General features: G+C 36.0%; 24 protein-coding genes. 12 read left to right on the top strand and 12 right to left on the bottom strand.

The features are described 5' to 3' along the window. Nucleotides 1–113: 113 nt before the first annotated feature. Both DQ356_RS10340 and DQ356_RS10335 read left to right on the top strand, forming a co-directional pair. Nucleotides 114–881, top strand: a complete 768-nt coding sequence (locus DQ356_RS10340) for a LexA family transcriptional regulator (protein ID WP_114304418.1) — start codon at nucleotides 114–116, stop codon at nucleotides 879–881. Nucleotides 882–1,220: 339 nt separating this feature from the next. Beyond that, nucleotides 1,221–1,709, top strand: coding sequence for an RHS repeat domain-containing protein (locus DQ356_RS10335; RefSeq protein WP_147267618.1), 489 nt, complete (start codon nucleotides 1,221–1,223; stop codon nucleotides 1,707–1,709). Nucleotides 1,710–2,010: 301 nt separating this feature from the next. Here the strand turns inward: DQ356_RS10335 and DQ356_RS10330 are convergent, their stop codons facing one another. From DQ356_RS10330 to DQ356_RS10300, 6 genes are all read right to left on the bottom strand, one after another. Further along, on the bottom strand, nucleotides 2,011–2,700 hold the full coding sequence (locus tag DQ356_RS10330) for a class I SAM-dependent methyltransferase (protein WP_114304416.1): 690 nt from the start codon (nucleotides 2,698–2,700) through the stop codon (nucleotides 2,011–2,013). A gap of 747 nt (nucleotides 2,701–3,447) precedes the next feature. Further along, a complete protein-coding gene (locus tag DQ356_RS10320; RefSeq protein WP_114304414.1) occupies nucleotides 3,448–3,951 on the bottom strand; it encodes a hypothetical protein in 504 nt (167 codons plus the stop codon). Between the two features lie 215 nt (nucleotides 3,952–4,166). Further along, nucleotides 4,167–4,364 (bottom strand): hypothetical protein, encoded by a 198-nt coding sequence (locus DQ356_RS10315; protein WP_114304413.1) that lies wholly within the window; start codon nucleotides 4,362–4,364, stop codon nucleotides 4,167–4,169. A 72-nt stretch (nucleotides 4,365–4,436) separates the two neighbouring features. After that, entirely contained in the window at nucleotides 4,437–4,877 is a 441-nt protein-coding gene (locus tag DQ356_RS10310; RefSeq protein WP_114304412.1) for a JAB domain-containing protein, read from the bottom strand. A gap of 108 nt (nucleotides 4,878–4,985) precedes the next feature. Continuing rightward, nucleotides 4,986–5,360, bottom strand: a complete 375-nt coding sequence (locus DQ356_RS10305) for a hypothetical protein (RefSeq protein ID WP_114304411.1) — start codon at nucleotides 5,358–5,360, stop codon at nucleotides 4,986–4,988. Between the two features lie 360 nt (nucleotides 5,361–5,720). Then, nucleotides 5,721–6,614 carry a WG repeat-containing protein gene (locus tag DQ356_RS10300; RefSeq protein ID WP_166413107.1) on the bottom strand — a complete coding sequence of 298 codons (894 nt, stop codon included), beginning with the start codon at nucleotides 6,612–6,614 and terminating at the stop codon, nucleotides 5,721–5,723. A gap of 225 nt (nucleotides 6,615–6,839) precedes the next feature. Between DQ356_RS10300 and DQ356_RS10295 the strand changes: the two genes are divergently transcribed. Together DQ356_RS10295 and DQ356_RS10290 are read left to right on the top strand one after the other, a co-directional pair. Then, nucleotides 6,840–7,463, top strand: coding sequence for an SOS response-associated peptidase family protein (locus DQ356_RS10295; protein WP_166413105.1), 624 nt, complete (start codon nucleotides 6,840–6,842; stop codon nucleotides 7,461–7,463). After that, nucleotides 7,460–7,816 (top strand): hypothetical protein, encoded by a 357-nt coding sequence (locus tag DQ356_RS10290; RefSeq protein WP_114304408.1) that lies wholly within the window; start codon nucleotides 7,460–7,462, stop codon nucleotides 7,814–7,816. The genes DQ356_RS10295 and DQ356_RS10290 overlap by 4 nt, the downstream gene beginning before the upstream one ends. A gap of 1 nt (nucleotide 7,817) precedes the next feature. Here DQ356_RS10290 and DQ356_RS10285 read toward each other — a convergent pair whose 3' ends face one another. The 4 genes from DQ356_RS10285 to DQ356_RS10270 all read right to left on the bottom strand — a co-directional run bounded on the left by DQ356_RS10285 (nucleotide 7,818) and on the right by DQ356_RS10270 (nucleotide 10,008). Then, nucleotides 7,818–8,051, bottom strand: coding sequence for a hypothetical protein (locus DQ356_RS10285; protein ID WP_114304407.1), 234 nt, complete (start codon nucleotides 8,049–8,051; stop codon nucleotides 7,818–7,820). Between the two features lie 136 nt (nucleotides 8,052–8,187). Then, nucleotides 8,188–8,538, bottom strand: a complete 351-nt coding sequence (locus tag DQ356_RS10280; protein WP_114304406.1) for a hypothetical protein — start codon at nucleotides 8,536–8,538, stop codon at nucleotides 8,188–8,190. A gap of 55 nt (nucleotides 8,539–8,593) precedes the next feature. Next, nucleotides 8,594–8,971: an HIT family protein gene (locus DQ356_RS10275; protein WP_114304405.1), complete on the bottom strand. Its 378-nt coding sequence runs from the start codon at nucleotides 8,969–8,971 to the stop codon at nucleotides 8,594–8,596. After that, nucleotides 8,965–10,008, bottom strand: a complete 1,044-nt coding sequence (locus DQ356_RS10270; protein WP_114304404.1) for an HNH endonuclease domain-containing protein — start codon at nucleotides 10,006–10,008, stop codon at nucleotides 8,965–8,967. The genes DQ356_RS10275 and DQ356_RS10270 overlap by 7 nt, the downstream gene beginning before the upstream one ends. Nucleotides 10,009–10,152: 144 nt before the next feature. On the opposite strand from DQ356_RS10270, the gene DQ356_RS10265 reads away from it, so the two are divergent. The 7 genes from DQ356_RS10265 (at nucleotide 10,153) to DQ356_RS10235 (ending at nucleotide 20,505) form a co-directional block, all read left to right on the top strand. Next, the gene (locus DQ356_RS10265; protein ID WP_114304403.1) at nucleotides 10,153–10,635 is read left to right on the top strand and encodes a hypothetical protein; all 483 of its coding nucleotides are present in this window, start codon (nucleotides 10,153–10,155) and stop codon (nucleotides 10,633–10,635) included. A 25-nt stretch (nucleotides 10,636–10,660) separates the two neighbouring features. Then, nucleotides 10,661–12,232 carry a type I restriction-modification system subunit M gene (locus DQ356_RS10260; protein WP_114304402.1) on the top strand — a complete coding sequence of 524 codons (1,572 nt, stop codon included), beginning with the start codon at nucleotides 10,661–10,663 and terminating at the stop codon, nucleotides 12,230–12,232. 1 nt (nucleotide 12,233) lies between these two features. Beyond that, nucleotides 12,234–13,445, top strand: a complete 1,212-nt coding sequence (locus tag DQ356_RS10255) for a restriction endonuclease subunit S (RefSeq protein ID WP_114304401.1) — start codon at nucleotides 12,234–12,236, stop codon at nucleotides 13,443–13,445. Nucleotides 13,446–13,456: 11 nt separating this feature from the next. Next, the gene (locus DQ356_RS10250; protein WP_114304400.1) at nucleotides 13,457–14,575 is read left to right on the top strand and encodes a DUF4268 domain-containing protein; all 1,119 of its coding nucleotides are present in this window, start codon (nucleotides 13,457–13,459) and stop codon (nucleotides 14,573–14,575) included. 18 nt (nucleotides 14,576–14,593) lie between these two features. After that, nucleotides 14,594–15,109 carry a hypothetical protein gene (locus DQ356_RS10245; protein ID WP_114304399.1) on the top strand — a complete coding sequence of 172 codons (516 nt, stop codon included), beginning with the start codon at nucleotides 14,594–14,596 and terminating at the stop codon, nucleotides 15,107–15,109. Nucleotides 15,110–15,111: 2 nt separating this feature from the next. Further along, nucleotides 15,112–17,991, top strand: a complete 2,880-nt coding sequence (locus DQ356_RS10240; protein ID WP_114304398.1) for a type I restriction endonuclease subunit R — start codon at nucleotides 15,112–15,114, stop codon at nucleotides 17,989–17,991. Nucleotides 17,992–18,069: 78 nt separating this feature from the next. Then, complete coding sequence (locus tag DQ356_RS10235; protein WP_114304397.1) at nucleotides 18,070–20,505, top strand: NACHT domain-containing protein; 2,436 nt, start codon at nucleotides 18,070–18,072, stop codon at nucleotides 20,503–20,505. Between the two features lie 30 nt (nucleotides 20,506–20,535). On the opposite strand, the gene DQ356_RS10230 is transcribed toward DQ356_RS10235, so the two are convergent. Both DQ356_RS10230 and DQ356_RS10225 read right to left on the bottom strand, forming a co-directional pair. Beyond that, nucleotides 20,536–21,708 (bottom strand): DUF3871 family protein, encoded by a 1,173-nt coding sequence (locus DQ356_RS10230; protein WP_114304396.1) that lies wholly within the window; start codon nucleotides 21,706–21,708, stop codon nucleotides 20,536–20,538. Continuing rightward, nucleotides 21,686–22,657, bottom strand: coding sequence for an ATP-binding protein (locus tag DQ356_RS10225; protein ID WP_114304395.1), 972 nt, complete (start codon nucleotides 22,655–22,657; stop codon nucleotides 21,686–21,688). The genes DQ356_RS10230 and DQ356_RS10225 overlap by 23 nt, the downstream gene beginning before the upstream one ends. A 122-nt stretch (nucleotides 22,658–22,779) precedes the next feature. Here DQ356_RS10225 and DQ356_RS10220 point away from each other — a divergent pair, with 122 nt between their 5' ends. Continuing rightward, nucleotides 22,780–24,204, top strand: a complete 1,425-nt coding sequence (locus tag DQ356_RS10220; protein ID WP_114304394.1) for a hypothetical protein — start codon at nucleotides 22,780–22,782, stop codon at nucleotides 24,202–24,204. The last annotated feature ends 7 nt before the right edge of the window (nucleotides 24,205–24,211 follow it).

Here is a 24,211-nt window from a genome sequence, read left to right as displayed (position 1 = left end):
CGGATTTGCTGTTAGCTGCTCACTTATTCACTCATTCACTCACTTTTGTTAATGCACAAACTTAGTACGATTTGAAACAATTTAACGTATATTTGTTGTTCTAATTTGTAACAATGTCAATTTTCTCCGATAACATCAGGGTTTTGAGAGCCCGTAAAAACATCTCTCAACAGAAACTGGCGGATGACCTGAATATCACCAGAAGCCGGTATGTAAAATATGAAGATGGCACTTCCGAGCCGCCTATTGATCTGCTGATCAGAATGTCCCAATATTTTCATCTGAGCATTGATGTTCTGGTAAGTGTGGACGTCCGCAAATATGCTCCGGAAAAGATGATGAAAGTCGCTGACAACCGCATCCTTCTGCCCGTGGCTGTGAATGCCGACGGAGACAATAAGATCGAGATTATTCCGGAAAAAACCTTTATGGGGTATCTCTCCGGCTATGCCAGTCCGGAGTATATTGAAAGCCTTCAGACCCTCTCTCTCCCTTTTTTACGGAACGGGAAATACAGGGCTTTTCCGGCGAAAGGCGATTCCATGCCTCCATATAAAGACGGTACTTACATTGTAGGGAGGTTCGTGGAGCATCTTTCCGATCTGAAAACGGGCAAAACCTATGTCTTCATCACTACCGATGGCATCGTCTATAAGCGGTTTCAGTTTCATGAAGGCGAGGCCGTCTGCGTACAGTCGGACAACCGTTTCTACGAACCTTACCAGATTCCCTTGTCTGATATTTATGAAATATGGGAGTTTGCCTGCAGCATCAGCACTACGGAGTATGAAGCGGAGGAATTTGCTGAACAAAATATCCGGGAAATGTTCATGGAGCTGAAAAGGGAATTGAGGGAGATGAAGGGAGGAGAGAAAGGGTGATACAGCGGATTTCTGGTTAATCAGTTAATTGTTTAGTAATGGTTGATTTGCGAATTCGCTTATATACAAATTTGCTGATCGCTGGTTAATCTGGAGGTGCGGGAGTAGCTCAAAGTCTCCCGACTTTGAGCCATCACCCGCTTTGCCAGCTGGCTGGAAGCAGATCCAAGTATCTTCGACCAAACCTCAAGGCCGCAGAAGGCCGGCAAAAATACCATTGTTGATCCCAAGGCCGACCTGAAACGCTATCTGGAAAAGGCCGGGCTTACGGAAAAGGTAGAAAAAGAGTTTGCGAAAGCTCCGGTTTCTCCCGGCCTGTATTATCTGCATACCGATCATTTGGGCACGGCCAAGTATGTTACCAATTCTAATGGAGACACATCGCAATTTTTCTTAAATTTACCGTTCGGGGAGACCATGGCGGAGCAGAACCTGCCCGGTGAGTATGAGAACCCGTATAAGTTTAATGCTAAGGAATTAGACGTTGAAACAGATTTATATTACTACGGAGCACGGTATTACAACCCGAGGTTAAGTATTTGGTATGGGGTAGATTCGCTGGCGATATGGAATCCTGTCATGGAAACCGAGTTCTATGGAGACGGACAACATAATGGTGGAGTATACTTTTGGGGAAATCTTAATCCGTATCAGAATCCAATTAAGTTTATTGACCCCAATGGGAAGCAGGTTGAGTGGCAAAAGTACTGGGATCAAGCAAAGAAACAGCAGGATGAGAAACAGCATCTTATTCTTGCTTTTCACAGACAATATCGGACTTTTGCTGATTTTGGTAATTTAATTCCAACGATCTCGTCACATTTCTAGGCAAGACCGCGAATTACTAGAAAAGATAAAAACGGAAGAAGTTTTGTACGGATTTTCGTCAAAAAACTCGGTTTCAGAAAGGAAACATGTATTTCAGAAAAAGCCATAATTCAGATTTTGGGAAACTTAAAGATTTTGAAGATCAGCAATTGTTTATCTCATATTTCTTATGTTATCAACCAATATAAAGAAATGCGTTTATCTAATAGTGATACAAATGTAATTATTATTTTGAATTAGACAACTACTTTTATAGGGATATTAGCTATAATGCGCAATTATTTGGTAATCAGTGTTTAAATTATTTACCCAAATAAAGTTCTGCTAAATATTGATTTCGGTCGTCCTCGAAAACAATTTCTGAAATCCAACCTTCTTCCTCAGCAACAGATTTCATGGTGTGTTGATCAATATAAAGCCATCCGAACCAGTCTGTAAATTCGCCCTGATATTCGTAGCGGCATTCCACTTCGCCGTAATATTGTTCGGGAAAAGGAATATCTTCATACATATAAGCGACATCGCAGGAATCGAATACGATTTTTCCGTCCGGTTTCAGCAGTGATTTTGCTTTCTTCAGAAAAGTGCTAAAGCCCTCTACAGTAGCGCAAATTCCGATACCGTTCATCAGTAAAAGCAGTGTATCAAACTGCTTTTCTTCGAATTTAAAAAAATCTTCACAAACCACATTTTCAACTCCCTTGGCGGCGATGACTTCACAAGCTTTTGGAGAAATTTCCAGCGCAGTACCTTGAAAACCACGATTCTGAAGTTCCAGCGAATGTGTTCCGGCTCCGGCACCAATGTCCAAAATATTTCCTGAACACCTGTCGAGCGCGATACGCTCCAACTGAGGCATTCTGGTAGCATTGCGAAAATATGTTGAAACCGGCATTTCCACTTTCGGCCCGAAACGGTCATGAACAAAAAGCCTTTTTTTATTCTCTTGAAAATAAAAATCATGAATCGCTTTACCCGGAAGATCTGCCATAGAAATAAAATAATGCCGAAAATTTAATAAAAACAAAAAAGAGAACCAAAATGATTCTCTTTGCTTAGTAGCGGGGACACGACTCTCACCCACTCTCTTAAGAGGTTAATAATTAATGTTTTATCTGATAACATGTAAGAACGTATGCCTAAAAGTGTGCCTTTTATTTTAAATAATGTCCACTTATACAACAAGTATAAGAAAATTTACTATCATAATAGGGAAATTTATAATGATTATTTTTTTTTTTCTTATATATTTAATCGGTCCATATGATATTTCTATCATATTGGTTGTGTTATATTGGATCATCCAAATTTCTGTATTCTCATCAAGATAAAATACTTCAATTACTTTTCCTTCTTTTTCTATTTGGTTTTTGCTTTCAAAGTCTTTTTTTAGAGTTTTTATGAAGCACTTTTTTTCTCTCCGTGAATGAAATTGCATAGTCATAATAACTATTTCCAAAATATCTAAGGAAAAGATCAGTTCAACTTTTGTGGGAACTATAGAAAGAAATTGGACTTTAGATAGGTAATAATAACTGTCAAAACCTTCTATTCGTTCATCAGTTAAATATTCCAGATTAAACTCCCAATTTTCATATTGCTCTCCAAGCTGGAAAGGTTATAAGCTGTTTCTCAAAATGAGTAGAGGTATTAAAATCCACTTTGTTGTTAGTGGTTAAGCTATTAAAAAGTATTATTGTTGTTATAGACAACAACTTAGATTCATGATTATTTAATTCTAAAACTCTGATTCATGAATCATTTTTTCTAATATATTAGATATCATCCATACTGTTATGGTTCCATCGGACCTTTCTTCATAGCTTAAGGTAACTTTTGCTGAGTGCCACTGGTAGGACCATTTCATATCAAGTGGTCCACTTTTATAATTTGAATCATATGAGGTTTCGGGTCCGTACAAATTTTTTAGTTTATTATACACAATGTCAGTGTGATGAAAATTTTCTTCAAAAACAAAACCTATATAATATAATTTATTATTGTAGTAACCTAAATGTATGTCTTTTACGTCATATCCTAAAATCTCCTTAATATCTCCTTTAATATAGGAATAGTATTGTACATTATCTCCAAATTTGTATAACAAATCTGAAAGATAGAGGGATTTACTAGATTCAAGTTTGAACTTACTGACTCCATATTTAATATTAAGTTGATTCAGAGTTTGACTATAGGCTAGGGTCACAGCCAAAAGCGTAATAAATGTGATAAATTTTTTCATAATAATTGTGTTGAATTTTGTTTATTTAATTATGGAGTAAATGTTCTCATATGTTATACTCTAAGTGAAACTGTGATTTAGTAGGAACAATGGCTGGTGAGATAGACCCTACCAATATTTTCAACATGTACAGACTTGCAGAAGCTTTAGAAGTTCCTGTGAGTATTTTTTTAATGTGGAAGAGCTCTCTCTAGAGCTATAGAATGAGGTATTCATTATCTCCCACTGCACTCCCTAATTCTTTTCTGTAAATACTGAGCTGTGTGAGCAGGATGACTTCTGTCTCCATTATATCTCCTTAATTTAGCTAGGGCCTGTTCATAACAACTCTTGGCCATACTATAACTCTTCATGTTAAAATACATGTCTCCCCTCGCAATAAGGGCATCATCAATAAATTTAGTGTAATCCATAAAAGCTATTTTAAAATATCTGCCATATATGACTGACAGGTAAATTTAATAAATCTTGGGGTTTTCATCTGCTTACAGATCACCGTGATCAGCAAAACTATAATAATTTTCTTTGGTTATTATCAGGTGATCTAATAATTTAATGTTCATTAAGACCCCAATTTCCCTAATGTTTTTCGTAATAGCAGTATCTGGTGCACTTGGAGTAAGGTTTCCACTGGGATGATTATGAACTAACATAATTCCTGAAGAGTTTACTTTTAATGCAATACTAAAGATTAGTCGTACATCTACTGTACACTGACTAATTCCACCTTTTGCCAGGTCATAAATCCCTAAAACCCTATTACCTTGATTGAGAAAAATAACTTTGAATTCCTCATGGAGTTCAAGATGGTTTGGATTCCAATGCTTCTTAACCATTTCATAGACCTGAAGAGAAGATTTGATTTGTGGCTTTGTAGTCTGAGGTGTACTATAGGACACCTGAATTTCATTTAATGTCTGATTCATTTTACAAAAGTTCTTTAGCCTGGTTTTCTCCAAAAACTATATATAGCTTTGGAAAAAAACGGGTTGGTTTGAGATAAAAAAAGTCCCCCATTTCTGGGAGACAATACACTATTTTTCTGTGAGGACTTCATCAAAGTCTTCTTCAGGAACCATTGGAGATTCTACATCTACAATCTTAAGATCCCCTACAAACTGACAAGCCTGTAAAGTCTCTACAGGTCCTAATTCTTGAGATAAAGTCATAAATCTGAATCTTCTCCCATACACAGGGTCTGAATCCTGCTCTTTAGCATTGAACAGATAAACAGCTCCAGGTTCTAAATTCATACTCTCTGCTACTGTTCCACTAATGACATTTCTGGATGGCATTTCACCTCCAATACCCAACAAGATGACTGGCATCAGTCCATTGATGTCTTCTGTTGCTCTTTGAGATTTTAATAGCTCTACTTTAGCTACAAATCCCTTAAAATGTTTTTTCATAATAAATAAATTTTTGAGTTACTAAAAAATGGTGAGGGTTGGTGGGAATTTGTGGTGTTAGTGCGAAGCACTAAGGACAGAAATGAGAACCCTCAAGGCTCTCTCAAGGGATGAAAAATGATTACAGGATTTAAGTGCTGAAGAGAAGATGAGGTGCAAAGGAGATTCTGTAAGGACTTGGATCTCCCTACTGAATGGAAAAGAACATGTGGTGAATATGATATAATTATCAGGCTTGAAAACCTAAAGAATTTCCCTTCAGGAGGGGGGGATTTTTACTTTTTAAAAAAGGGGTGGGGGTATTTTGAGATTGATCTGCATCTGTATCATTTCCCCAGTTCAAAAAATTTTTTAAAAAAATCAGTTCTGATCTCTAATCTGTTTTTCTATTTTATGTGCCTCCAGAATGTGTAAAGAAAAATCAGGAAGATCACCCTTTTTAGTAATGAGGTATTTCTGGCCACGGACATACATAATATCTTCTATATCCTCATCAAGAGGAATGATGTCAATATTAAGAAGCCCATTGATCATCCCAGCTTTTCCATCCTTTTCCACTTTTACATAAAAATTACTTCCAAAGTTTGACACCAGGTTACAGGTATCATAATCCAATCTGCAGGGGATGATAAAATTAAGATGCTGGTCTATTAGTCCCCATTTCCCTTCTTTTTTAACCCAGAAGTAATCTGGCCCTGGCTCAAGAGGACCACAGGTAGTCTCTGTCACTCCATCTAGATTTCCCATCACTTCCACTCCCTCCAATGTGTAAATATAGGAGAGTCCTTCTCTCCTGCAACAGATATAATTTTTACTTATTTTAAAGATGTCATCCTGTTCCAAAGGTAATATCTCTTGAGAATTGGAGTCCAAAAGTCCGTATTTAAGACCATTCCTAACTTTGAAAAACTGATTAGAAAAAAACCTAATTTCATCATACAAGGTGGTGTTAAAAGAAGCTTCTCCAAAGGTCACCTTTTCATTCTTACTGAATACCTTAACCTCCTTATAGTCCTCTTCATATTCAGACTGCTCAAATATATGTTCTCTTGCTACCTTACACAGAATCTCCAGCTTTTCAAGAGTAGTAAGGTGGGTATCTGGAAGATTCTTCACAAAATGGTGATCATCTCCAATAAACTGAGCCATCTTCCTGAAAACATCTGTGTGGGTATTGAAGTTCTCTGGTACTTCAAAGTGTGCAGAATGACTTTCTGTATAGAATTCCAGTCTTATAGTTTCACAGTTCTCCATTGTGTGGTTTTTAAAAAAATAGTTCAGAAATATTATATTACTCATGAAGAGAGATTACAAGCTCTCTGAAGTGTGTACTAAATTATAAATAAATACCTTCAAATTACTAAGAAACCAGATTTTATTTCTTAATCTACTTAATAGCCATGAAGAGAGATTACCAGTTGTATCTATAGTGGAATAAATTTTTCATATTTGTTCAAAATTTAAAAAATGTGTAACAGAGTGGATAATGAAGGAATCTCAATTGAGGAAGCTGCAGAGAGATTAAGAGCTGAAATAGTGGAAAATAATTATCAGTTTGCAAAAGAGATTAATGCTTTTCAGAGACCTGCTATTCCCATTGTACTGGATTATCAGGGCAGGAAGATTACGCATGGAACCTGGGGGCTTAAAAAAGAGATTCCCAAGGATAAACCTGCTCAGGGAATTAACCTGACTGCAGAGAAAACCCATACCTTCTACAGAACTGTGGAACATAACAGGTGTGTAATCCCTGTAAGTGGGTTTTATGACTGGATGCACGTCACCAATCCAGGTAAAAAGACCCCAATAAAGGTCAAGCACAGGATGCAATGGAAGGATGAAAACCAGTTCTATATAGCAGGTTTCTTTGATGTCTGGGATAACAAGGAGATAGGTTTTGGACTGGTAACAACAGGTTCAAATGAACTGATGTCCATTATCCATAATTCCAAGCTGAGAATGCCTGTATGCCTGAATTCTACCATGGCTGACAGATTCCTAAATGATGAACCTATTGAAGAGTTTACCTTCCCAAATTATGATCCACAGCTTGTAGCAGTGAACCTTGAACCTGATAAACTGCCTCAAACACTATTCACATGAGCATCAAGGATATTTTAGTGAATCACTTGATTGATGACCCTACTGATATGGAATCCTACTGGAGAGATGCCGTTGGTCTTATCCAGTCTGAAGCAATAGACAAAGGGATAGAATTTGATGGCTACTTCAAGGAAAAATGGGAAGATGCTGCGGGTACCATCTTTAATTTTAATGAATATTATTTTGATGATGAAGAGAGGAGAAAACTCTATGTATACCTGTCCGCACTCTATGATGAGGAGATCATGATTCACCTTAAGGATGCATACCAGGTTGCTTCCCTTCCTGAACTCACTGAGCTGCATGTTAAGGGGGTGGTAGATGAATTAATTAAAGGTGGAACCAGGTTTTAGCCTACTTATAACTTTTCTTCATCATCTCTGACACTCCCACAGCTATTTCAGAAAAAAGCTGTGTATCATAGGTCTTATTACCTTCCAGATCCTTCATAACTACACTTCTGAACTTTATATCCAGCAGCCATTCCTCAAACTTCCTGATACGTTTCCCATAGGGATTTTCAAGAAATACCTGGAAATGCTGGGAATTTTTGTCTGCTCTGAATTTCACAATGATAAAGTCATCCATCAGGGAGAATACCCTCCTGTATTACTGCTATAAGTTTCATGCAGTAAAGTTGAGATATTTCAGATAAAAAGAAAGAATAAAAGCTGCTACAAATCATAGCACATTTTCCATTCTACTCCTTATAATTAGCGAGGACTTATCTGCAGTTACAGGTATAGTCCATAATATAAGCATGAAATGCCTTACCATAACTGCCACCATACAGCCCCTCAGATTTGAATTTGGACCATCTTTGGGAACTTATTCCACAAAAGATATATGGCTTTCCACTGAAGTCATAATCATTCTGTTTAATATAGGCTATTACTAATCCTCCTCCTCCATCTACCTCATAAAATTCAGCTTTGGCCAGCATTGAAGAACCAACTGGAGTTACTCTGTCAGGGTAAGGGTCTTCTGACTTGGCATACTGAACCAGTTCACTACATGTTTGAGCCTGAAAAACTGCTGCAAAGAAAAGTGCAGCACAGATCATAAATTTTTTCATCTTTGTTTTTTTATAAAGTTAGAGAAAAATTAGTCACCTATAGAACTGATATTCATCAGTATTCTTTTTTATGGGGAATCACTCCCCTCACTCCCCCACGTGCATTAATCACATCCCCTTCATATCTTGGTATTAAATGTACATGCACATGCCAAATGGTCTGTCCTGCTTCCCTGCTAATGTTTATTCCTACATTATACCCATCAGGGGAATATTCCCTGTCAACAAGCTTTTTAGCCTCATTAAGCAGGCCTAAACAGTCCTGCTGCTCCAAAGATGAAAGTTCAAAAAAGTTGGCTGTATGTCTCTTGGAAATTATAAGTACATGCCCTTTGCTCACGGGAAACCCATCATAAATGGCATAACAGTTTTCATTTTCCAGAATAATGGTTCTATCCAGATGATCAAGACAGAAAGGACAGTGATCTAGCATGGTTTTTCTGTATAGAAGTTAAAGCCATTGTTACTTGCTATGGTAATCAGGGGATTAATGACCTGAAAGAACTTATCCCTGTCTATACCCTCTGCAAAGTTCTTATCTATATAAAAATATTCCTGCAGCAGTTTTTCCTGGGGCTTCTTATCCAGGTAAACATCCAGAGCCAGTTTCTGGAGATTAAAGAAACCCTCAAAGTACCTATCCATCACAGGAAGTTTGTTACTCTTTGAAAGGTTAAAACAGATGTCTCCAGGAATGAGGTTCCATATCTGGTTATGAGATACAAAGCTGTAGGGTACAAAGTGCTCCACATGATAATTACCCTTAGTCAGCTTTTTTCCTGTGTAAATGCACTCCAGTGAACCTACCTCATCCAGGATCATATCCCAGAATTTCCTTTGGTTAAGCAATGTACTTCTTGTGGCTGGCTTAATGAGTTTATTGGGAATATCAGGCACATTGGGGTTTCTGATCTGTAAAAACATGGCTAAATTCCAGTATATAAAATCCCTGATGATCCTGCTGTTCTTCTGAAGATATTCAACCCAGTCTGAATTTATTATTATTTTATCTCTGTAGAGGGCATATAAAGGAGAATGGGAGTTCTCCTGGGATAAGATATAGATGTCTTGCTTGTTTCTACCTGGATACCATGGACTCAGAAACCAGTGAGGCACATTCTTATCAAAGTGCTTTAGTAGAACTTCAGTTTTAGCAGAGGTTGGATTACTCAGTTTCTGAAAGATCAGACTTCTGTCTGCATCTATCCTGATATCCTCCAGTTCTTTTATCTCCTGTACTGCTTTTTGGATTAAATCCTGAAATCCAAAGGAGATATTAAAATAATTCACTGTATACCATGATGTAGAGAGCATCCTGGCAAAAAGTTCCTTCTTACTTACCTCCCTCTTACCCTCTTCTGCAGCATCAAGAATAGCCAGTAACCAGTAAAACTTATAAGTGGCAGATGTGCTGTTAAAGCAGGAGGCTAAAAGATTAATGGGTACTGCTGAGCTGTAAGGTAGATTCAAAATATGGTGGAATTAAGTGGAAATATCAACAGTTTTAATTAACCTGCAATTAAGTTGAATTCCTAAAGTTAAAGAATCATAAAGTTACACACAAACTAAATCCAAAATTTTGCTATATTTGGGAAACACAAGTTCCAAGATGAAATGCAAAGAATTCTCCTCTTAGTTTTTACTCTTACCCTTTTTTACTCATGTTCTAAGTCTGAAGGTAGTGGGAGCAATATTTCTGTCCTGGGAATCAGCAGTTCCCTAGATTCAGGTGATGGTTACTCAAATGGTAAATACTGTGCAGAGGTTGGATACTACAACCCTAATACAGGAAAAGAATCTACCTATACGCTTACCGTGCAGGTACAGGACAATGAAGTAGTCGAAATTAACTTCCCTGGGGGAGGTTATCTTGATGATGAGATTACTGATGGGTCTTTAAACTCCTCTGGAGAGGCCTCTTTTACTTTAGATAATGGAACTGAATATACTGTGGAAATCACAGGGGATACAGGTGACTGCTTTGATGATGTTGTAATGGCGGAAAGATGTAATGGCACTACCAAAAAAGGGACACAATGCAAAAGATTAACAGATAACTCCAGTGGTTACTGTTGGCAACATGAAGATCAGCAATAATAATCATAGAATAATTTAAACCTTAATGTCAGAAGAACACAAGAAACAACTGGAGCAGCAGCTCTGGAATATCGCTAATACTTTAAGAGGGAAAATGAATGCAGATGAGTTCAGGGATTATATCCTGGGATTCATATTTTATAAATACCTGTCTGAGAAGATGGACATCTTTGCCTCCAGTATCCTGAAGGAAGATAAGATCTCCTACAAATCCATTGATGAGAACAGTGAGGATGGTAAGGAATATCTTGAAGCCATCAGAGAGGAAGCACTTGAGGCCCTGGGTTATTACCTGAAACCTTCTGAACTGTTCAGTGAGGTGACTAAAAAAGGAAACTCTGATAAGGGTGGAGATACTTTTATCTTAGAAGAGATCCAGAAGATTTTAAACAACATTCAGCTCAGCACTATGGGTACAGAATCTGAAGAGGATTTTGATAACCTGTTTGAGGATATGGACCTCAACAACTCCAAACTGGGCAAAACCCCTACACAGAGAAATGAACTGATCTCAAAAGTGCTTTTCCATTTAGATCAGATTGATTTTAAACTGGAAGAAACAGAGCTTGATGTTCTGGGTGATGCCTATGAATATCTGATAGGTCAGTTTGCTTCAGGGGCAGGTAAAAAAGCTGGAGAATTTTACACGCCACAACAGGTAAGTAAGCTGTTGGCTAAAATAGTCACTACAGGAAAATCAAAACTTAAAACGGTTTATGATCCTACCTGTGGAAGTGGTTCCCTACTCCTCAGGGTGGCCCGGGAAGTAAAAGATCAGGTTGGAGATTTTTATGGGCAGGAGCTCAACAGAACCACCTATAACTTAGCCCGGATGAACATGATCCTGCATGGGGTTCATTTCAGGAAGTTTGACATTAAACAGGAAGATACCCTGGAGCACCCACAGCATATGGGACAGGAGTTTGAAGCTATTGTGGCCAATCCTCCCTTCTCTTCTAAATGGTCTGCCAACCCTATCCTGAGTACAGATGAAAGGTTTGCACCTTATGGAAGATTGGCCCCCTCCAGTAAGGCAGATTTTGCCTTTGTACAGCACATGATTTATCATCTGGCAGAGAATGGTACCATGGCTATTGTATTACCGCATGGAGTACTCTTCAGAGGAGGTGCAGAAGGCCATATCAGGAAGTTTCTAATAGAAACCCGCAATTACCTTGATGCTGTAATTGGACTGCCAGGAAACCTGTTTTATGGCACCAGTATTCCAACTGCAATCCTAGTATTTAAGAAGTGCAGAGAAACTCCGGAATCAATTCTCTTTATAGATGCCAGTAATGATTTTGAGAAGATAAAAACCCAGAACTATCTTCAGGATGAGCATATCCAGAAAATCTATGACACTTTTAAAGCAAGAACTGAAATTGAGAAATACAGCAGGAATGTTTCTCTTGAGGAAATAAAGGAGAATGATTATAACCTGAATATTCCAAGGTATGTAGATACCTTTGAATCAGAAGAGGATATAGACATAAATAGTATTGCAGGTGATTTAAGCTCTCTGGAAAAGGAAATGTCAGTTGTAGATAAAAAAGTTGCAGGCTTCTGTGCTGAATTAGAAATCCCTAAACCTTTTTAATATGACTATCCCAAAAATCAGGTTTAAGGATTCTACTTCCAATTTCATCAAATTAAAACTCAATCAAATATTAAAGCGGTATTCGGAATCTAATCTTGATGCAGAATTTAATAGAGATGATATTCTTTCATTATCCTCTATTCATGGTATAGTTGACAGGAAGGGATTATTAAATGACACATATGATAAAGTTAATCATCTAGCCTATAAGAAATGTAGATATAAAGATTTTGTCTATGGAAAGAGCATCAGTGCAAGTTACCCTTTTGGCTTGTTTAAAGTGAACAACTGCAAAGACGGTCTCCTTTCCACCCTATATTACACTTTCAAGGTAGCTGATAATGTTTCAGCTGATTATCTGGATTCCTATTTCTCACATTTAAACAGGACCAATAATTTTTTGAGAGGATTAGTGTTAGTTGGGGATAGATATATTACTGCTGAAAGTGAATTCTTATTATCAGGCAGCATCACGATTCATTCTGATAAAAATGAACAACAAAAAATAGCAGACTTCTTTACTTCAGTAGATGAAAAAATTAGCCTCCTAAAAAAGAAAAAGGAACTCCTGGAGCAGTACAAAAAAGGAGTGACGCAGAAAATCTTTTCTCAGGAACTGAGGTTCAAAGATGAAGAAGGTAAGGATTTTCCTGAGTGGGAAGCAAAAACTCTAAAGGATGTGACGTTTAAGACAGATAAAAAAAATAGAAATAGACTTAATTTGCCGATTTATTCCGTAAATAATGTTGAAGGGTTTCTACCTCAATCAGAACAATTCGAAGGATTAGATTCAAATGAAAAGGGATACGATGTTTCTATGTATAAAATAGTAGGCAAAAATACCTTTGCATACAACCCGGCTAGAATTAACGTAGGATCTGTTGGTTTATACAAAGGAAACTCTGAAGTCATTATTAGTTCCTTATATGTATGCTTTCAAACATCTGAAAACTTATACGATGAGTTTCTATTAAAATTCTTGAAATCTTACAACTTCAACAACCAGGTGTTAAGAATTGCTGAGGGAGGCGTAAGGCAATATTTGTTTTATGAGAATTTTTCACAAATAAAAATACCTTTACCTTCTATAAAAGAACAGGAGAAAATAGCAGATTTCCTAACTGCCTTAGATGATAAAATAGCTTTAGTTGAGCAGCAAATAAACAAAACAGAACTTTGGAAAAAAGGGCTGTTGCAGCAGATGTTTGTGTAAAATAACTTAGGATGTATAAAATAGATAAAAGCACCAATAATGTAGTTAAGCTTGAGGAGAGACTCTTTAAGCAGTTAGCTATAAAAGAAAGAGAGCACCTGCAGGAATGGATAGCCAAAAATCCAGAGATGCTTGGTGAGGACCTCCTGATAATTCAAAAAGAATTTGATGGTTTTAATGACACTCAGGAAAGACTGGACCTTCTGGCCATAGATAAAGATGGTGGCTTGGTTATTATTGAGAATAAGCTGGATGATACAGGAAGAAATGTAGTATGGCAGGCTTTAAAGTATGCTTCTTATTGCTCTACCCTAACCACCAGTCAGATAGTTAAGATCTACCAACAATACTTAGACAGGTGGCACAATGGAGAAAATGCTAAACAGAATCTGCTTGATTTTATTGAAAGATCAGAGGAAGAACTTCTCCTTAACAGAAAAGATCAGCGTATTATTTTTGTAGCCAATAATTACAGAAAAGAGGTTACATCCACAGTTCTATGGCTGCTCAATCATGACATCCAGGTTCAATGTTTCAGAGCTACTCCCTACTCCATGGGAGATGAAGTATTCCTTCAGGTAGAACAAATTATACCACTACCAGAGACGAAGGAATTTATGATAGATGCAAAAGAAAAAGAAAAGGAAGAGCAGGCAAAAAGCAAAAATCTGGAAGAATCTGAAGCCAGACTTATCCAATTCTGGTCTTTATTAAAAAATAAACTCACAGAGGAGAGACTGGATTATCTGGACAGGACAAGTGCCCAACCATTTTACAGTACAGGATTCTGGAAAGGCAGAGGCAAGTTTGCATTTTGTATTGGGAAAAATAATTACAGGGTAGAACTATATTTTCAGGATGATGCAGATAAGAAGTACATAGATTCTATGTTCACCTTTAATGAGCAGTTACAAGCCAGATTTCCCGGTCTGGAATGGGAAAGACTGGAAGGAAAGAAAGCTTCCAGGATTAAGTATGAAATGCCTTTGGAGAAGTATAAAGCCCTACCAGGAAAGTTCAGTGAAGAAAGATCCTGGGATGAGATCACTACGTGGTATACAACAACAATGAAAGAATTTTACAAAGTCCTTTACCCCTATTGGGAGAAAGTGCAGAAACAAGTATATTAACAATTTAATATTCACATCATGAAAAAAATCTTATTATTTGCTTTATTATTTGTGTGCATTGGATTATCAGCCCAAAACCTATCTCTAAATGAGTTAATAGCTTTAAGAAAAATGGATTTGGATCAGGTAGAATCTTTTTTAACTAAGAAAGGTTGGCATTATAAAACTGGTGAATCTCCAGAGGAAGGAAAATTGGGAAAGGCACAATTTGTATATGGCACAGGTGGAGATTTTGATTATGCAGAAAGTTTTCTCACTTTCTACTACCCAGTTTATGGGGAGAATAGAATTGATATTCAAATAGGGAAAAGCCAGAAGGCTACTGAATATTTGGAAGCTGTAAAGCGATTTGCACCATCTCCAATAAATACAAAAGTTGAAAATGGAAATCTGATAAAAATTTATGCGGGAGCTACTACCACATTTGAGTTTACCACAACAAAGAGTAGAAATAGATTTGGTAACGATTTAGCTTCCTGGCATCTGTTTATTGTGGAAAATAAAGATTACGAAACTCAATTTGGTTATTTTTAAGTATGTCCAAACAATCAGAACAAGTCCTTGAAGAACAGGTTATCGCACGGTTACAGAAGCTGGGTTATAAGCCTGTAACTATTAGAGATGAAAAGGACCTTCTTGCCAATTTAAAAATCCAACTGGAAAAGCACAATAAAATTGAATTCACCCCCCATGAGTTTGATAAAGTACTTAATATCCTGAACAAAGGTTCTGTCTTTGAGAAAGCTAAAACTCTCAGGGAGAAGCAACACATCATTCGTGATAATGGTGAGAATCTCTACTTTGAATTTTTGGATACAGAATCCTGGTGCCAAAATCAGTTCCAAGTCACTAATCAGATTACCATTGAAGGAACCTACAAGACCAGGTATGATGTCACCATACTCATTAATGGTCTTCCACTCTGCCAGATAGAATTAAAGAGAAGAGGCTTAGAGCTGAAAGAGGCTTTCAACCAAATAAATAGGTATCACAGGCATTCCTATGCCTCAAATTCAGCTTTATTTCAGTATGTGCAGGTATTTGTAATCAGCAATGGAGTTAATACCAAATACTACGCAAATAACAGGAAACAGAGTTTCAACCAAACCTTCTACTGGACTGATAAGGAGAATAAAAGGATAACCAATATTCTTAATGGTTTTTCTGAAGAGTTTCTGGAACCCTGCAACCTTAGCAAGCTTATTTGCAAGTACATTGTATTGAATGAAACCCATAAAGTGCTTATGGTTTTAAGACCTTACCAATTTTATGCAGTAGAAGCATTGGTTCAGTTGGTAAAAGAAACCAATAAGAATGGTTATGTATGGTACACCACTGGTTCAGGAAAGACCCTAACCTCCTTTAAAGCAAGTCAGATCCTTACCAAGATTCCAGAGATAAAGAAGGTGGTCTTTGTTGTTGACAGGAAGGATCTGGATTATCAGACTACGAAAGAATTTAATTCCTTCAGCAAAGGAAGTATTGATGGTACAGATAACACCCGAGCCCTGGTTAAACAGTTTGAAGATGATACTAAGCTGATAGTAACTACCATTCAGAAACTGAATACAGCCATCTCCAAGAAGCATTATTCAGACAAAATGGAAAAGCTGAAGGATGAAAAAATGGTCTTCATCTTTGATGAATGCCACAGATCCCAGTTTGGAGAAACCCATGGCAGGATAAAAAAGTTCTTCAATAATATCCAGCTTTTTGGCTTTACAGGAACTCCTATTTTCAAAGATAATGCTGTAAAAAATGCTCTAGGCAAAAGAACTACAAAGGAGCTCTTTGGTGACTGTCTGCATAAGTATGTAATTACAGATGCCATCAGGGATGAAAATGTACTGAAGTTTGCTGTAGAATACATTGGCAGGTACAGAGAAAAAGAAGAATCCAGGACTGAAGTGGATATTGAGGTGGAGAATATTGATGTTCAGGAAATCATGGACTCTTCCATGAGATTGGAGAAGATCTCAGATTATATCATTCAGAACCATAACAGGAAAACACACAACAAAGATTTTTCAGCCATGTTCTGTGTGAGCAGTGTTAAGTCACTGATCAAGTATTATGATATCCTGAAGAGAAAAAAAGAACAGGGTGAGCACAACCTGAACATAGCTACTATATTCTCCTATGGTGTCAATGAAGATGATGCAGAAGCTAATGGTCTTTTGGAGAATGATGAGGTACCTGTAGTTGCTGAAGGACAGACAGCCTATGCTGTTGATACCCACAGCAGGGATAAACTGGAATCTTACATCCAGGATTATAACAAAACCTTCAATACAGACTTTACCACCAAGGACAGTGAGAAATTCTACCTGTATTATAATGACCTTTCCAAGAAGTTAAAGGACAGAGAAAAAGACCCGGAGAATCCTGATAACAGGATTGACATTCTACTGGTAGTTAATATGTTCCTTACCGGTTTTGATGCCAAGAAGGTGAATACTCTCTATGTAGATAAAAATCTCAAGCATCATGGTTTAATTCAAGCTTTCTCCAGGACTAACAGAATACTTAATGATAAGAAGTCCCAGGGGAATATTGTAGTTTTCAGAAACCTAAAAGCAGCTACTGATGAAGCTATAACCCTCTTCAGCAACAAAGAAGCTATTGAAGAGATCATTGTAAAGCCATATGAGGACTATGTGGCAAAATTCAACCAACAATTTGAAGATCTGCTTAAGATAGTTCCAACTATAGATTCAGTGAATGATCTGGAAAGTGAGGAGGATGAACTTAAGTTTGTACAGGCCTTCAGGGAATTGATGAGGACTCGGAATGTACTTATCACCTTCTCAGATTTTGAATGGAAAGATCTGAAGATGTATGAGCAGGAATTTGAGGACTACAAGAGTAAATACCTTGACCTGTATGATAAAACCACTCAGGTAAAGGAGAAGGTCTCCATTTTGGAGGATATAGACTTTGAACTGGACCTCATCCACAGAGATGAAATCAATGTAACTTACATCTTGCAGCTAGTGATAAAACTGAAAGGCCAGAAAGCCAGTAAGCAAGAGGAAACTAAAAAACAGATCTTAGCCCTCCTGGGATCTGAAGTTAACCTGAGAAGCAAGAGAGAGCTTATTGAAAAGTTCATCAATGAGAACCTGCCAAGACTTGGTGAGGAAGATGATGTAACAGAGGAGTTTGAAAAGTACTGGGATGTAGAACAGAAAGCAGCTTTCAATAAGATCATTACCACAGAAAGTCTATCCCATGAAAAAACAGAGGTAGTAATAGAGAATTATCTTTTTGCAGAGAAAAAGCCTTTAAGAGATGAACTCTTAGGTCTTATAGTAGGAGCTAAACCCACCCTGCTGGAAAGAAAACCCCGCAGTGAAAGAATCATGCATAAGATAGCAAGCTATGTAGATACTTTTGTGAGTGGGTTTAGGGGGTAATAGTTTATTAGAAAAAGGTGGATAGAAAACACTTAGAATATTAAAGTAGATTAAATAATTGACTCATATTAGAATATAATGGCTGAAATTTTACCTAGTGGCACTCCTTTTTATTTATTGGCTATAGTTAGCTTGTTGGTCTTAATCTTTAGGAATGTTATTTCTGCAAATCTCAAACCTTATATTGATAAATATGGGATCTTAGAAAAGTATATAGATAAAGTAAGTACTAAGAAAAATTATTTCAAAAATCTTTATGCTGAATTATCTAAAATGCCTTTCGTTTTACATGATTTTGAACTGGATATTGAGGGGAATTATGTGGAAGTTCTCGATAATAAAATTGATATAGAATCCTTAAAAGTTGAGGAAAGACGAATTGTATATCAAGAATATGAAATAAAACCTTTTGTTTTAATTCTTGGTAATGCAGGTATTGGTAAAACTACTTTTACCAGAAATATTATTTTAAAAATTATTAATAAAAAATATAAAATACTTAACTACGAAGCAAAAGAACTTAAAAAAGTTATACCTATCTATGTTCCACTAAAAATCATTGATAATTCAACGAGGAATCCTGTCTTAAAATATATTTTAAATAATAATTCATATTACAAAAATAATGAAGAAAAATTAGAACGTGACTTAAGAAATAGGAATGTATTCCTTTTCCTAGATGGTTATGATGAGGTATCCACAGTTGCAAACAGGAATTACCTACGAGAGGAATTGATACTTATTTTTGGTTCTGGAACAAACACTTTAAATTTTAGGTATGATGACAAGTATGCAAGTATATATAATGCTATGTACTTGTCAAAAGTTTGGTTAACCTCGCGCAAAGAATTTTATAAGTCCAATTTACCTATACCAACACAGCATATGGTAAAATACAAAGAGAATATTGCAGGAGTAGCTCTGGAAGGTGTTGATGATGAAAGACTTAAATTAGTTAATATACTTTTTTCCAAATACTTTAATAATAATAATGAACTTAAAGCTTTACTAGATGGTGAATTTTTTATTTATGAAATAGATAATTCTCGCGATAAGGAACTTATTTCATTATCGAAAGTTCCCTTATTTCTGACAGTTATGTGTTATATATATATTAATGATGTAAAGAACACAAAAGATACCAAGATTAAATTCCTTTCAGATTATTATAGTTTAATAAATAAATTTATAGAATTGCTTTTAATTGAGCTCGATGAAGAAAAGGTTAAGAATCATACAATTGGTAAAAAAAATGCTTACTTAAGGAGAAGAAATAACTACACCGAAAAGAAACTTGCATTTATTAAATATTTCGCGTTTAAAAACTTTGACGCAGATTTAAATACTTTTACAATAGATCAATTAAAACAGGCTGCAATTAATTACTTTTTTGACGATAATGAGGTTTTAGAAAACTTGCGTGATGGCAAAAAGAACAACATTGTAGATGAGATAATAAATAATGGTATTTTTAGCTATATCGGAATAGTTGATGATATTGATCAATATGATTTCCCACATAGAAAGTTTAAAGAAATATTAGGTGTTCAATTTATTATTGATCAGCAGGACACTAATTATATAACTAAGGAACTTATAAAAGGTGAAAGTTTTGAACTTGGTTATGAGTACTTTAAAAAAATAGATAATAAAACTGACTTCATTTCATTACTAGTTCAAAAACTTTATTCTTTAGAGCAATCAAAACATATTTGTACTTTTTTATATGAATACTGTTTAGAAGAGCAGCATTTTGCAAATTTAATTGTAATAGAAATTCAAAAAGAAATTCAAAAATTATCCCCACAAAGTAATCATTTTTATATTTCACAAAAACTTTATGAATCACTAAACTTTACTGAGGCCTACTACAATTTCTTATTGGAGAAAATTATTTCCTCCAATTATAATAGATCTACTTTCATTTCCCTTTTATTTTATAGCAAAGGCAGTGTAAGATATGATGATGTTCTGAGAGATAATGACTACATATATCATTATCTTACTTATGTAAAAAGTAGAGAAATAAACCCTGCAATTGTCGAATTAGAAGAAAAAGAATTAAAGCAATTTATCCTTAGCATCGTTACCAACAATAAAAAATCGATTGATGAAAATATCTTTACTAATTGTTTTGCCCAAATCAGCAAGGAGTATCTGCTTCCTCTACTAAATTCTACTAAAATATTAGATAATCAGTTCAGGATTTTTGAAAAATACAAATATGAACAAACACCTAGTCGTTCTGATCTTATTTTTGATATAGAGCTTATTATGAAGATGAAGAAATTAAAAGATTACTTCAAATATTTATGTGATTTATATCATATCACTGATAGTATAATTATTAAAAATCTTGAAAAAGATTTACATCAGCTTACAGAATATAATAGTACAACTATTCAGAGTATATTAGATAAGCATCATATAAATAACTTTTCCCAATGTGTAATAACTGGAAAATCATACCAAGACACAAAAATAATTACCTCAAATATTGACATATACAAATAAAAACCACCCCACAAAAGTGAGGTGGTCTGACTAACTCAAAAACCAATGATAATTAGAATCACCATTGAGAGTTTTCTGAAGACCTTTTGAAAAGTCAAAGGCATTCAGATTCCTGTCCAGGAAAGTGTCTATATAACTGCTCTTATTAGCTTGTGTAAAGAGATTGAACACATTCCATAAATTAATCCTTCCATCTTCCATTCTGGAGAAATTCTGATCTTCATAATAATCCTTAGCCATTGTATTAATATGGCTGTCATTAAAATTAAGTTCAGGGATTCTCTGCCTTTCAGATTTAGGCAAATGCTGATACAATCTGGATTTACCAATAAGCTGTGCAAACTGGTGTTCTGATAAATAATCCTGAGTCAGTTCCTTCATTTCCATCAGATGTAGCTCTGCATTGTAGTTCTGCATTACCTCTAGAGCTTTTAATCCTAATTCATTAGCATTAGAAACACGCAGATTTTCAAGAAATCCATCTGTGGAAATACACATATTCATACAAATCCAATTCTGAAAGCCAATAAAGAATTTGAATTTCTCTAAAGACTTTTTTGAGTAGAGGTTTTCTTGATTGTAGCTTCTAATTCCACCTACACACAAAGAAAGCTTGTTGCCATTGATCTCTTCAGTAATAGAGGGGATTTTCACCATAAAAGCCATTCTTTCATAGTAGATGGTTTTATCTTCTTCAAGAAGGTCTTTAGCAGCTTTATGAACAGCTGTAGGAGTTCTTCCTTTGATCTGATGAGATACTCTTATTTCTGGATCTGCTATACTATGTTGAGGGAATATCTTTGTTACAGCTTCCAATATTACCTCAATAAATTCCTGATGTGCTATGGTTTTCTCATTGTCCTTACTGAACACAGGGATGATACAATCCTGACTTAAATGTTGTAAAGAAATTTCTGAAGTATTGGCAACAATAAAGGGCAGTTGATTAACCTCATCTTTACTCTTAAAGAGAATGGAAGGAGCATCATTTTTTTCTAAAGAAACAGGCTGAACCACATTGGATTCAGCCTGATTATCTTGATTCATTGAACTGGGATATAATATCTCAGCTTCTGGTATTTCATCCTCATCCTCTTCAAGAAAGAAGTCTCTGATGCTCCTCTTTGGTTTGAATTCCCCAGGGTTATATAAGGCTTGTCCATTCTCTGAAGGAGTATAACTATTGTATTCTGGATTTTCCATTGTTACTAAAATTATCAGGGTTAGATAAATGTTTTATTAATGATTTCTTGGCATCAAAATCCACTCTTAAAGTCTGCTGATACCTTGGGAACTGCTTGTACAGAGCTACCAGTTCAGGAACTGTATTACAGCACTGAATAGCCTCATAGACTTCCTTTTCACTTGCATTCTCAGACAGTACAGATCTTTTATCCTCCTGAAGAGAGAATTCAAATGCCTCTTCAGGCTGTACTGCAGGTAGAGACTTATTTCCTCCTTTTACCTCATGAAGAGGGCTGTGAGATCCAGACTTACACCAATCTAATATCATCTTTCCAGTCTCTTCAGAGATAATAAATTCAGGTTGTCCCATAAATAGGCCAGTTCTGTCCTTTGAAGAGACTGCAAAATGCTTAATATCCACATCAAATACTAAGGTAAATTCATAGTCCAGTCCATCTCTCTGCACAGACTTAAGACCTACTTTCTCAGGCACCATTTTACCATCCTTCTGGTTCAGAACATAGTCCTGTTTGGTTCTCATGGTAGCAATAATGTGACAGGGTGAATGTAGAATCTTCTCCAGAAATATCTTCTCTAGAGGCTTGATTTTAGCCCAGTTTGTAAAAGAATTCCCTGCCAGTGAACTATGATAGTCCAGAAGGTAATCCCAACAGTGGGAAATACTGTCCATAATAATTACCTCAATCCCTGCTTTCTCACAAAGCGTAATGGCTTCCACATATTTCTGAGGTGTAAATGGAGGTGTAAGAGTAATCACTCCATATCCTCCTAAGTGTGCATAAAGATCAGCACTGCCATTCTCTGTGTCTATCACAGCAACTTTAGAGAAGTCACCTGTAAGGCCCTTGGCCAGTAAGAGAGAAGAATAAGTCTTCCCTGATCCAGCACTTCCCTGTAAGGCCATTTTTATCTTGGCCTGTTTTCTTTCTGATTGTCTTAAATTCATAATTTTAAGTTTTTGGTAATAATGTTATTGGTATAAATGTTGTAGGATTCGTAACATCCACTTGACTTTGAAAAGGCACCTACTGGAAGATTCCAGAGGATAAAAGCACTCCTCGGAGTGTAATGGATACAATCACTAATGGTGGAAATGCATCTGAAAACCACCACGGATATAACAGCGCCAACCTAGATGCAAGGTTGAATGGTATAAGTCGCTGTGAGAGTAGAAGTTCTATGTTTTTGTACGTACCCGAAAAGGTAGACATTGATGAAATTTTGGCAGAAAATGCGCCAGATTTTCCTGTGCACAAAGATGAATTAAATTATATTTTGAGTTTAATATCATCAATCCCTTCTAAAAATTTAAAATTTCTAGACAGCAACGGTTATACGTCTATTAACCGTAAAGTCTTACAAAAGACAATTTATAAATACAGAAAGTGCTTGGACTATCTAATTTCTCAAGGAATTTTGGAAGAAAGTGCGCAGTATATCCCTGGTTTTAAATCCAAGGGTGTAAAGTTCACACAAGAATACCTGAGTCCACTAAAAGCAGTGGAAATTACAAAACCGACGCTACTGAAAAGTATTACAGGAGTAAGGAAGAAGGTAGATATGCCTCGGACAGAGGAGCTTTCATTTCTAAAGAGGAATTTTGATGATTTGACTATTGATGTGGAAGGGGCTATCAGGGATTTAAGTGAAATGGCTAGGAAAGAAAGTGAGGAAGGAAACTGCTATGCTCATGAAAGGTTAAACTGTAGGTTGCATCCAATTCTGGAACTACACCACAAAAGTTTTGCTTTTGGAGTTGATACCAGTGGAGGAAGGCTTCACACACCCTTGACAAGGTTAAAATCTGAATTAAGAAAGCATGTCACTTACAAAGGGGAAAGCCTGTTTTCAATAGACGTGGTTAATTCTCAACCCTTTCTAACCAGGGCTCTTTTCTTTGAAAATAACTTTATTATTAATAAGGTTATGGATAAGTTGTTTAATGGGGTGCCACCTGCATCTTCAATCCCTATTATGATATTAAAAATGGTTAGGGAAGCAAGATTGGAGACAGATACTAAAATGTATTTAAAAAGTATTTCTGAAGGTAATTTTTATGAAGATTTTGGGAAGTTACTGGTGGATAATGGAAGTTTAGATCCTTTACTACCAGCCCAAGAGCTGAGAAAAAGAGCCAAGGACATTACTTTTTCCTCTATTTACAGTCCAAATGAGCACATTGGCTTCAACCCTACAATCAGAATTTTTGCAGATGCATTTCCTACAGTATATGAAATGTTTAAGCTGACAAAAACTGGGAAAGGAAAACATAATAGATTTCCTTTGTTATTACAAAAAATTGAATCTGATTTGATGCTAAGGGTGATTTGCAAGAAAATTAATAAAACCTATCCGCAAATCCCTCTTTTTACCATTCATGACTCAATAATAACTACAGAGCCATATATTGAAACTGTTAGAAATTTTATTAATAAATACACTCGGAAGTATATTGGCAAAGAACCAACTCTTAAAATTGAAAAGTGGGAATAAGCTCCCA

The organism is Chryseobacterium lacus (assembly GCF_003336205.1).
In the GTDB taxonomy this organism is placed as follows: Bacteria; Bacteroidota; Bacteroidia; order Flavobacteriales; family Weeksellaceae; genus Chryseobacterium_A; species Chryseobacterium_A lacus.
The sequence above is the reverse complement of the archived record's forward strand: the minus strand, read 5'-3'. Positions and strand labels throughout refer to the sequence as shown.

Bases quoted from the DNA above. Each gene is read 5' to 3' on its own strand.
- DQ356_RS10225 (WP_114304395.1), bottom strand. From the start codon at position 22,657: ATGAATTTAAGACAATCAGAAAGAAAACAGGCCAAGATAAAAATGGCC.
- DQ356_RS10315 (WP_114304413.1), bottom strand. From the start codon at position 4,364: ATGGATTACACTAAATTTATTGATGATGCCCTTATTGCGAGGGGAGAC.
- DQ356_RS10250 (WP_114304400.1), top strand. From the start codon at position 13,457: ATGTATAAAATAGATAAAAGCACCAATAATGTAGTTAAGCTTGAGGAG.
- DQ356_RS10220 (WP_114304394.1), top strand. From the start codon at position 22,780: ATGGATACAATCACTAATGGTGGAAATGCATCTGAAAACCACCACGGA.
- DQ356_RS10300 (WP_166413107.1), bottom strand. From the start codon at position 6,614: ATGGAGAACTGTGAAACTATAAGACTGGAATTCTATACAGAAAGTCAT.
- DQ356_RS10280 (WP_114304406.1), bottom strand. From the start codon at position 8,538: ATGAAAAAATTTATGATCTGTGCTGCACTTTTCTTTGCAGCAGTTTTT.
- DQ356_RS10230 (WP_114304396.1), bottom strand. From the start codon at position 21,708: ATGGAAAATCCAGAATACAATAGTTATACTCCTTCAGAGAATGGACAA.
- DQ356_RS10330 (WP_114304416.1), bottom strand. From the start codon at position 2,700: ATGGCAGATCTTCCGGGTAAAGCGATTCATGATTTTTATTTTCAAGAG.
- DQ356_RS10285 (WP_114304407.1), bottom strand. From the start codon at position 8,051: ATGGATGACTTTATCATTGTGAAATTCAGAGCAGACAAAAATTCCCAG.
- DQ356_RS10235 (WP_114304397.1), top strand. From the start codon at position 18,070: ATGGCTGAAATTTTACCTAGTGGCACTCCTTTTTATTTATTGGCTATA.
- DQ356_RS10255 (WP_114304401.1), top strand. From the start codon at position 12,234: ATGACTATCCCAAAAATCAGGTTTAAGGATTCTACTTCCAATTTCATC.
- DQ356_RS10275 (WP_114304405.1), bottom strand. From the start codon at position 8,971: ATGCTAGATCACTGTCCTTTCTGTCTTGATCATCTGGATAGAACCATT.
- DQ356_RS10320 (WP_114304414.1), bottom strand. From the start codon at position 3,951: ATGAAAAAATTTATCACATTTATTACGCTTTTGGCTGTGACCCTAGCC.
- DQ356_RS10265 (WP_114304403.1), top strand. From the start codon at position 10,153: ATGCAAAGAATTCTCCTCTTAGTTTTTACTCTTACCCTTTTTTACTCA.
- DQ356_RS10260 (WP_114304402.1), top strand. From the start codon at position 10,661: ATGTCAGAAGAACACAAGAAACAACTGGAGCAGCAGCTCTGGAATATC.
- DQ356_RS10240 (WP_114304398.1), top strand. From the start codon at position 15,112: ATGTCCAAACAATCAGAACAAGTCCTTGAAGAACAGGTTATCGCACGG.
- DQ356_RS10290 (WP_114304408.1), top strand. From the start codon at position 7,460: ATGAGCATCAAGGATATTTTAGTGAATCACTTGATTGATGACCCTACT.
- DQ356_RS10245 (WP_114304399.1), top strand. From the start codon at position 14,594: ATGAAAAAAATCTTATTATTTGCTTTATTATTTGTGTGCATTGGATTA.
- DQ356_RS10305 (WP_114304411.1), bottom strand. From the start codon at position 5,360: ATGAAAAAACATTTTAAGGGATTTGTAGCTAAAGTAGAGCTATTAAAA.
- DQ356_RS10310 (WP_114304412.1), bottom strand. From the start codon at position 4,877: ATGAATCAGACATTAAATGAAATTCAGGTGTCCTATAGTACACCTCAG.
- DQ356_RS10340 (WP_114304418.1), top strand. From the start codon at position 114: ATGTCAATTTTCTCCGATAACATCAGGGTTTTGAGAGCCCGTAAAAAC.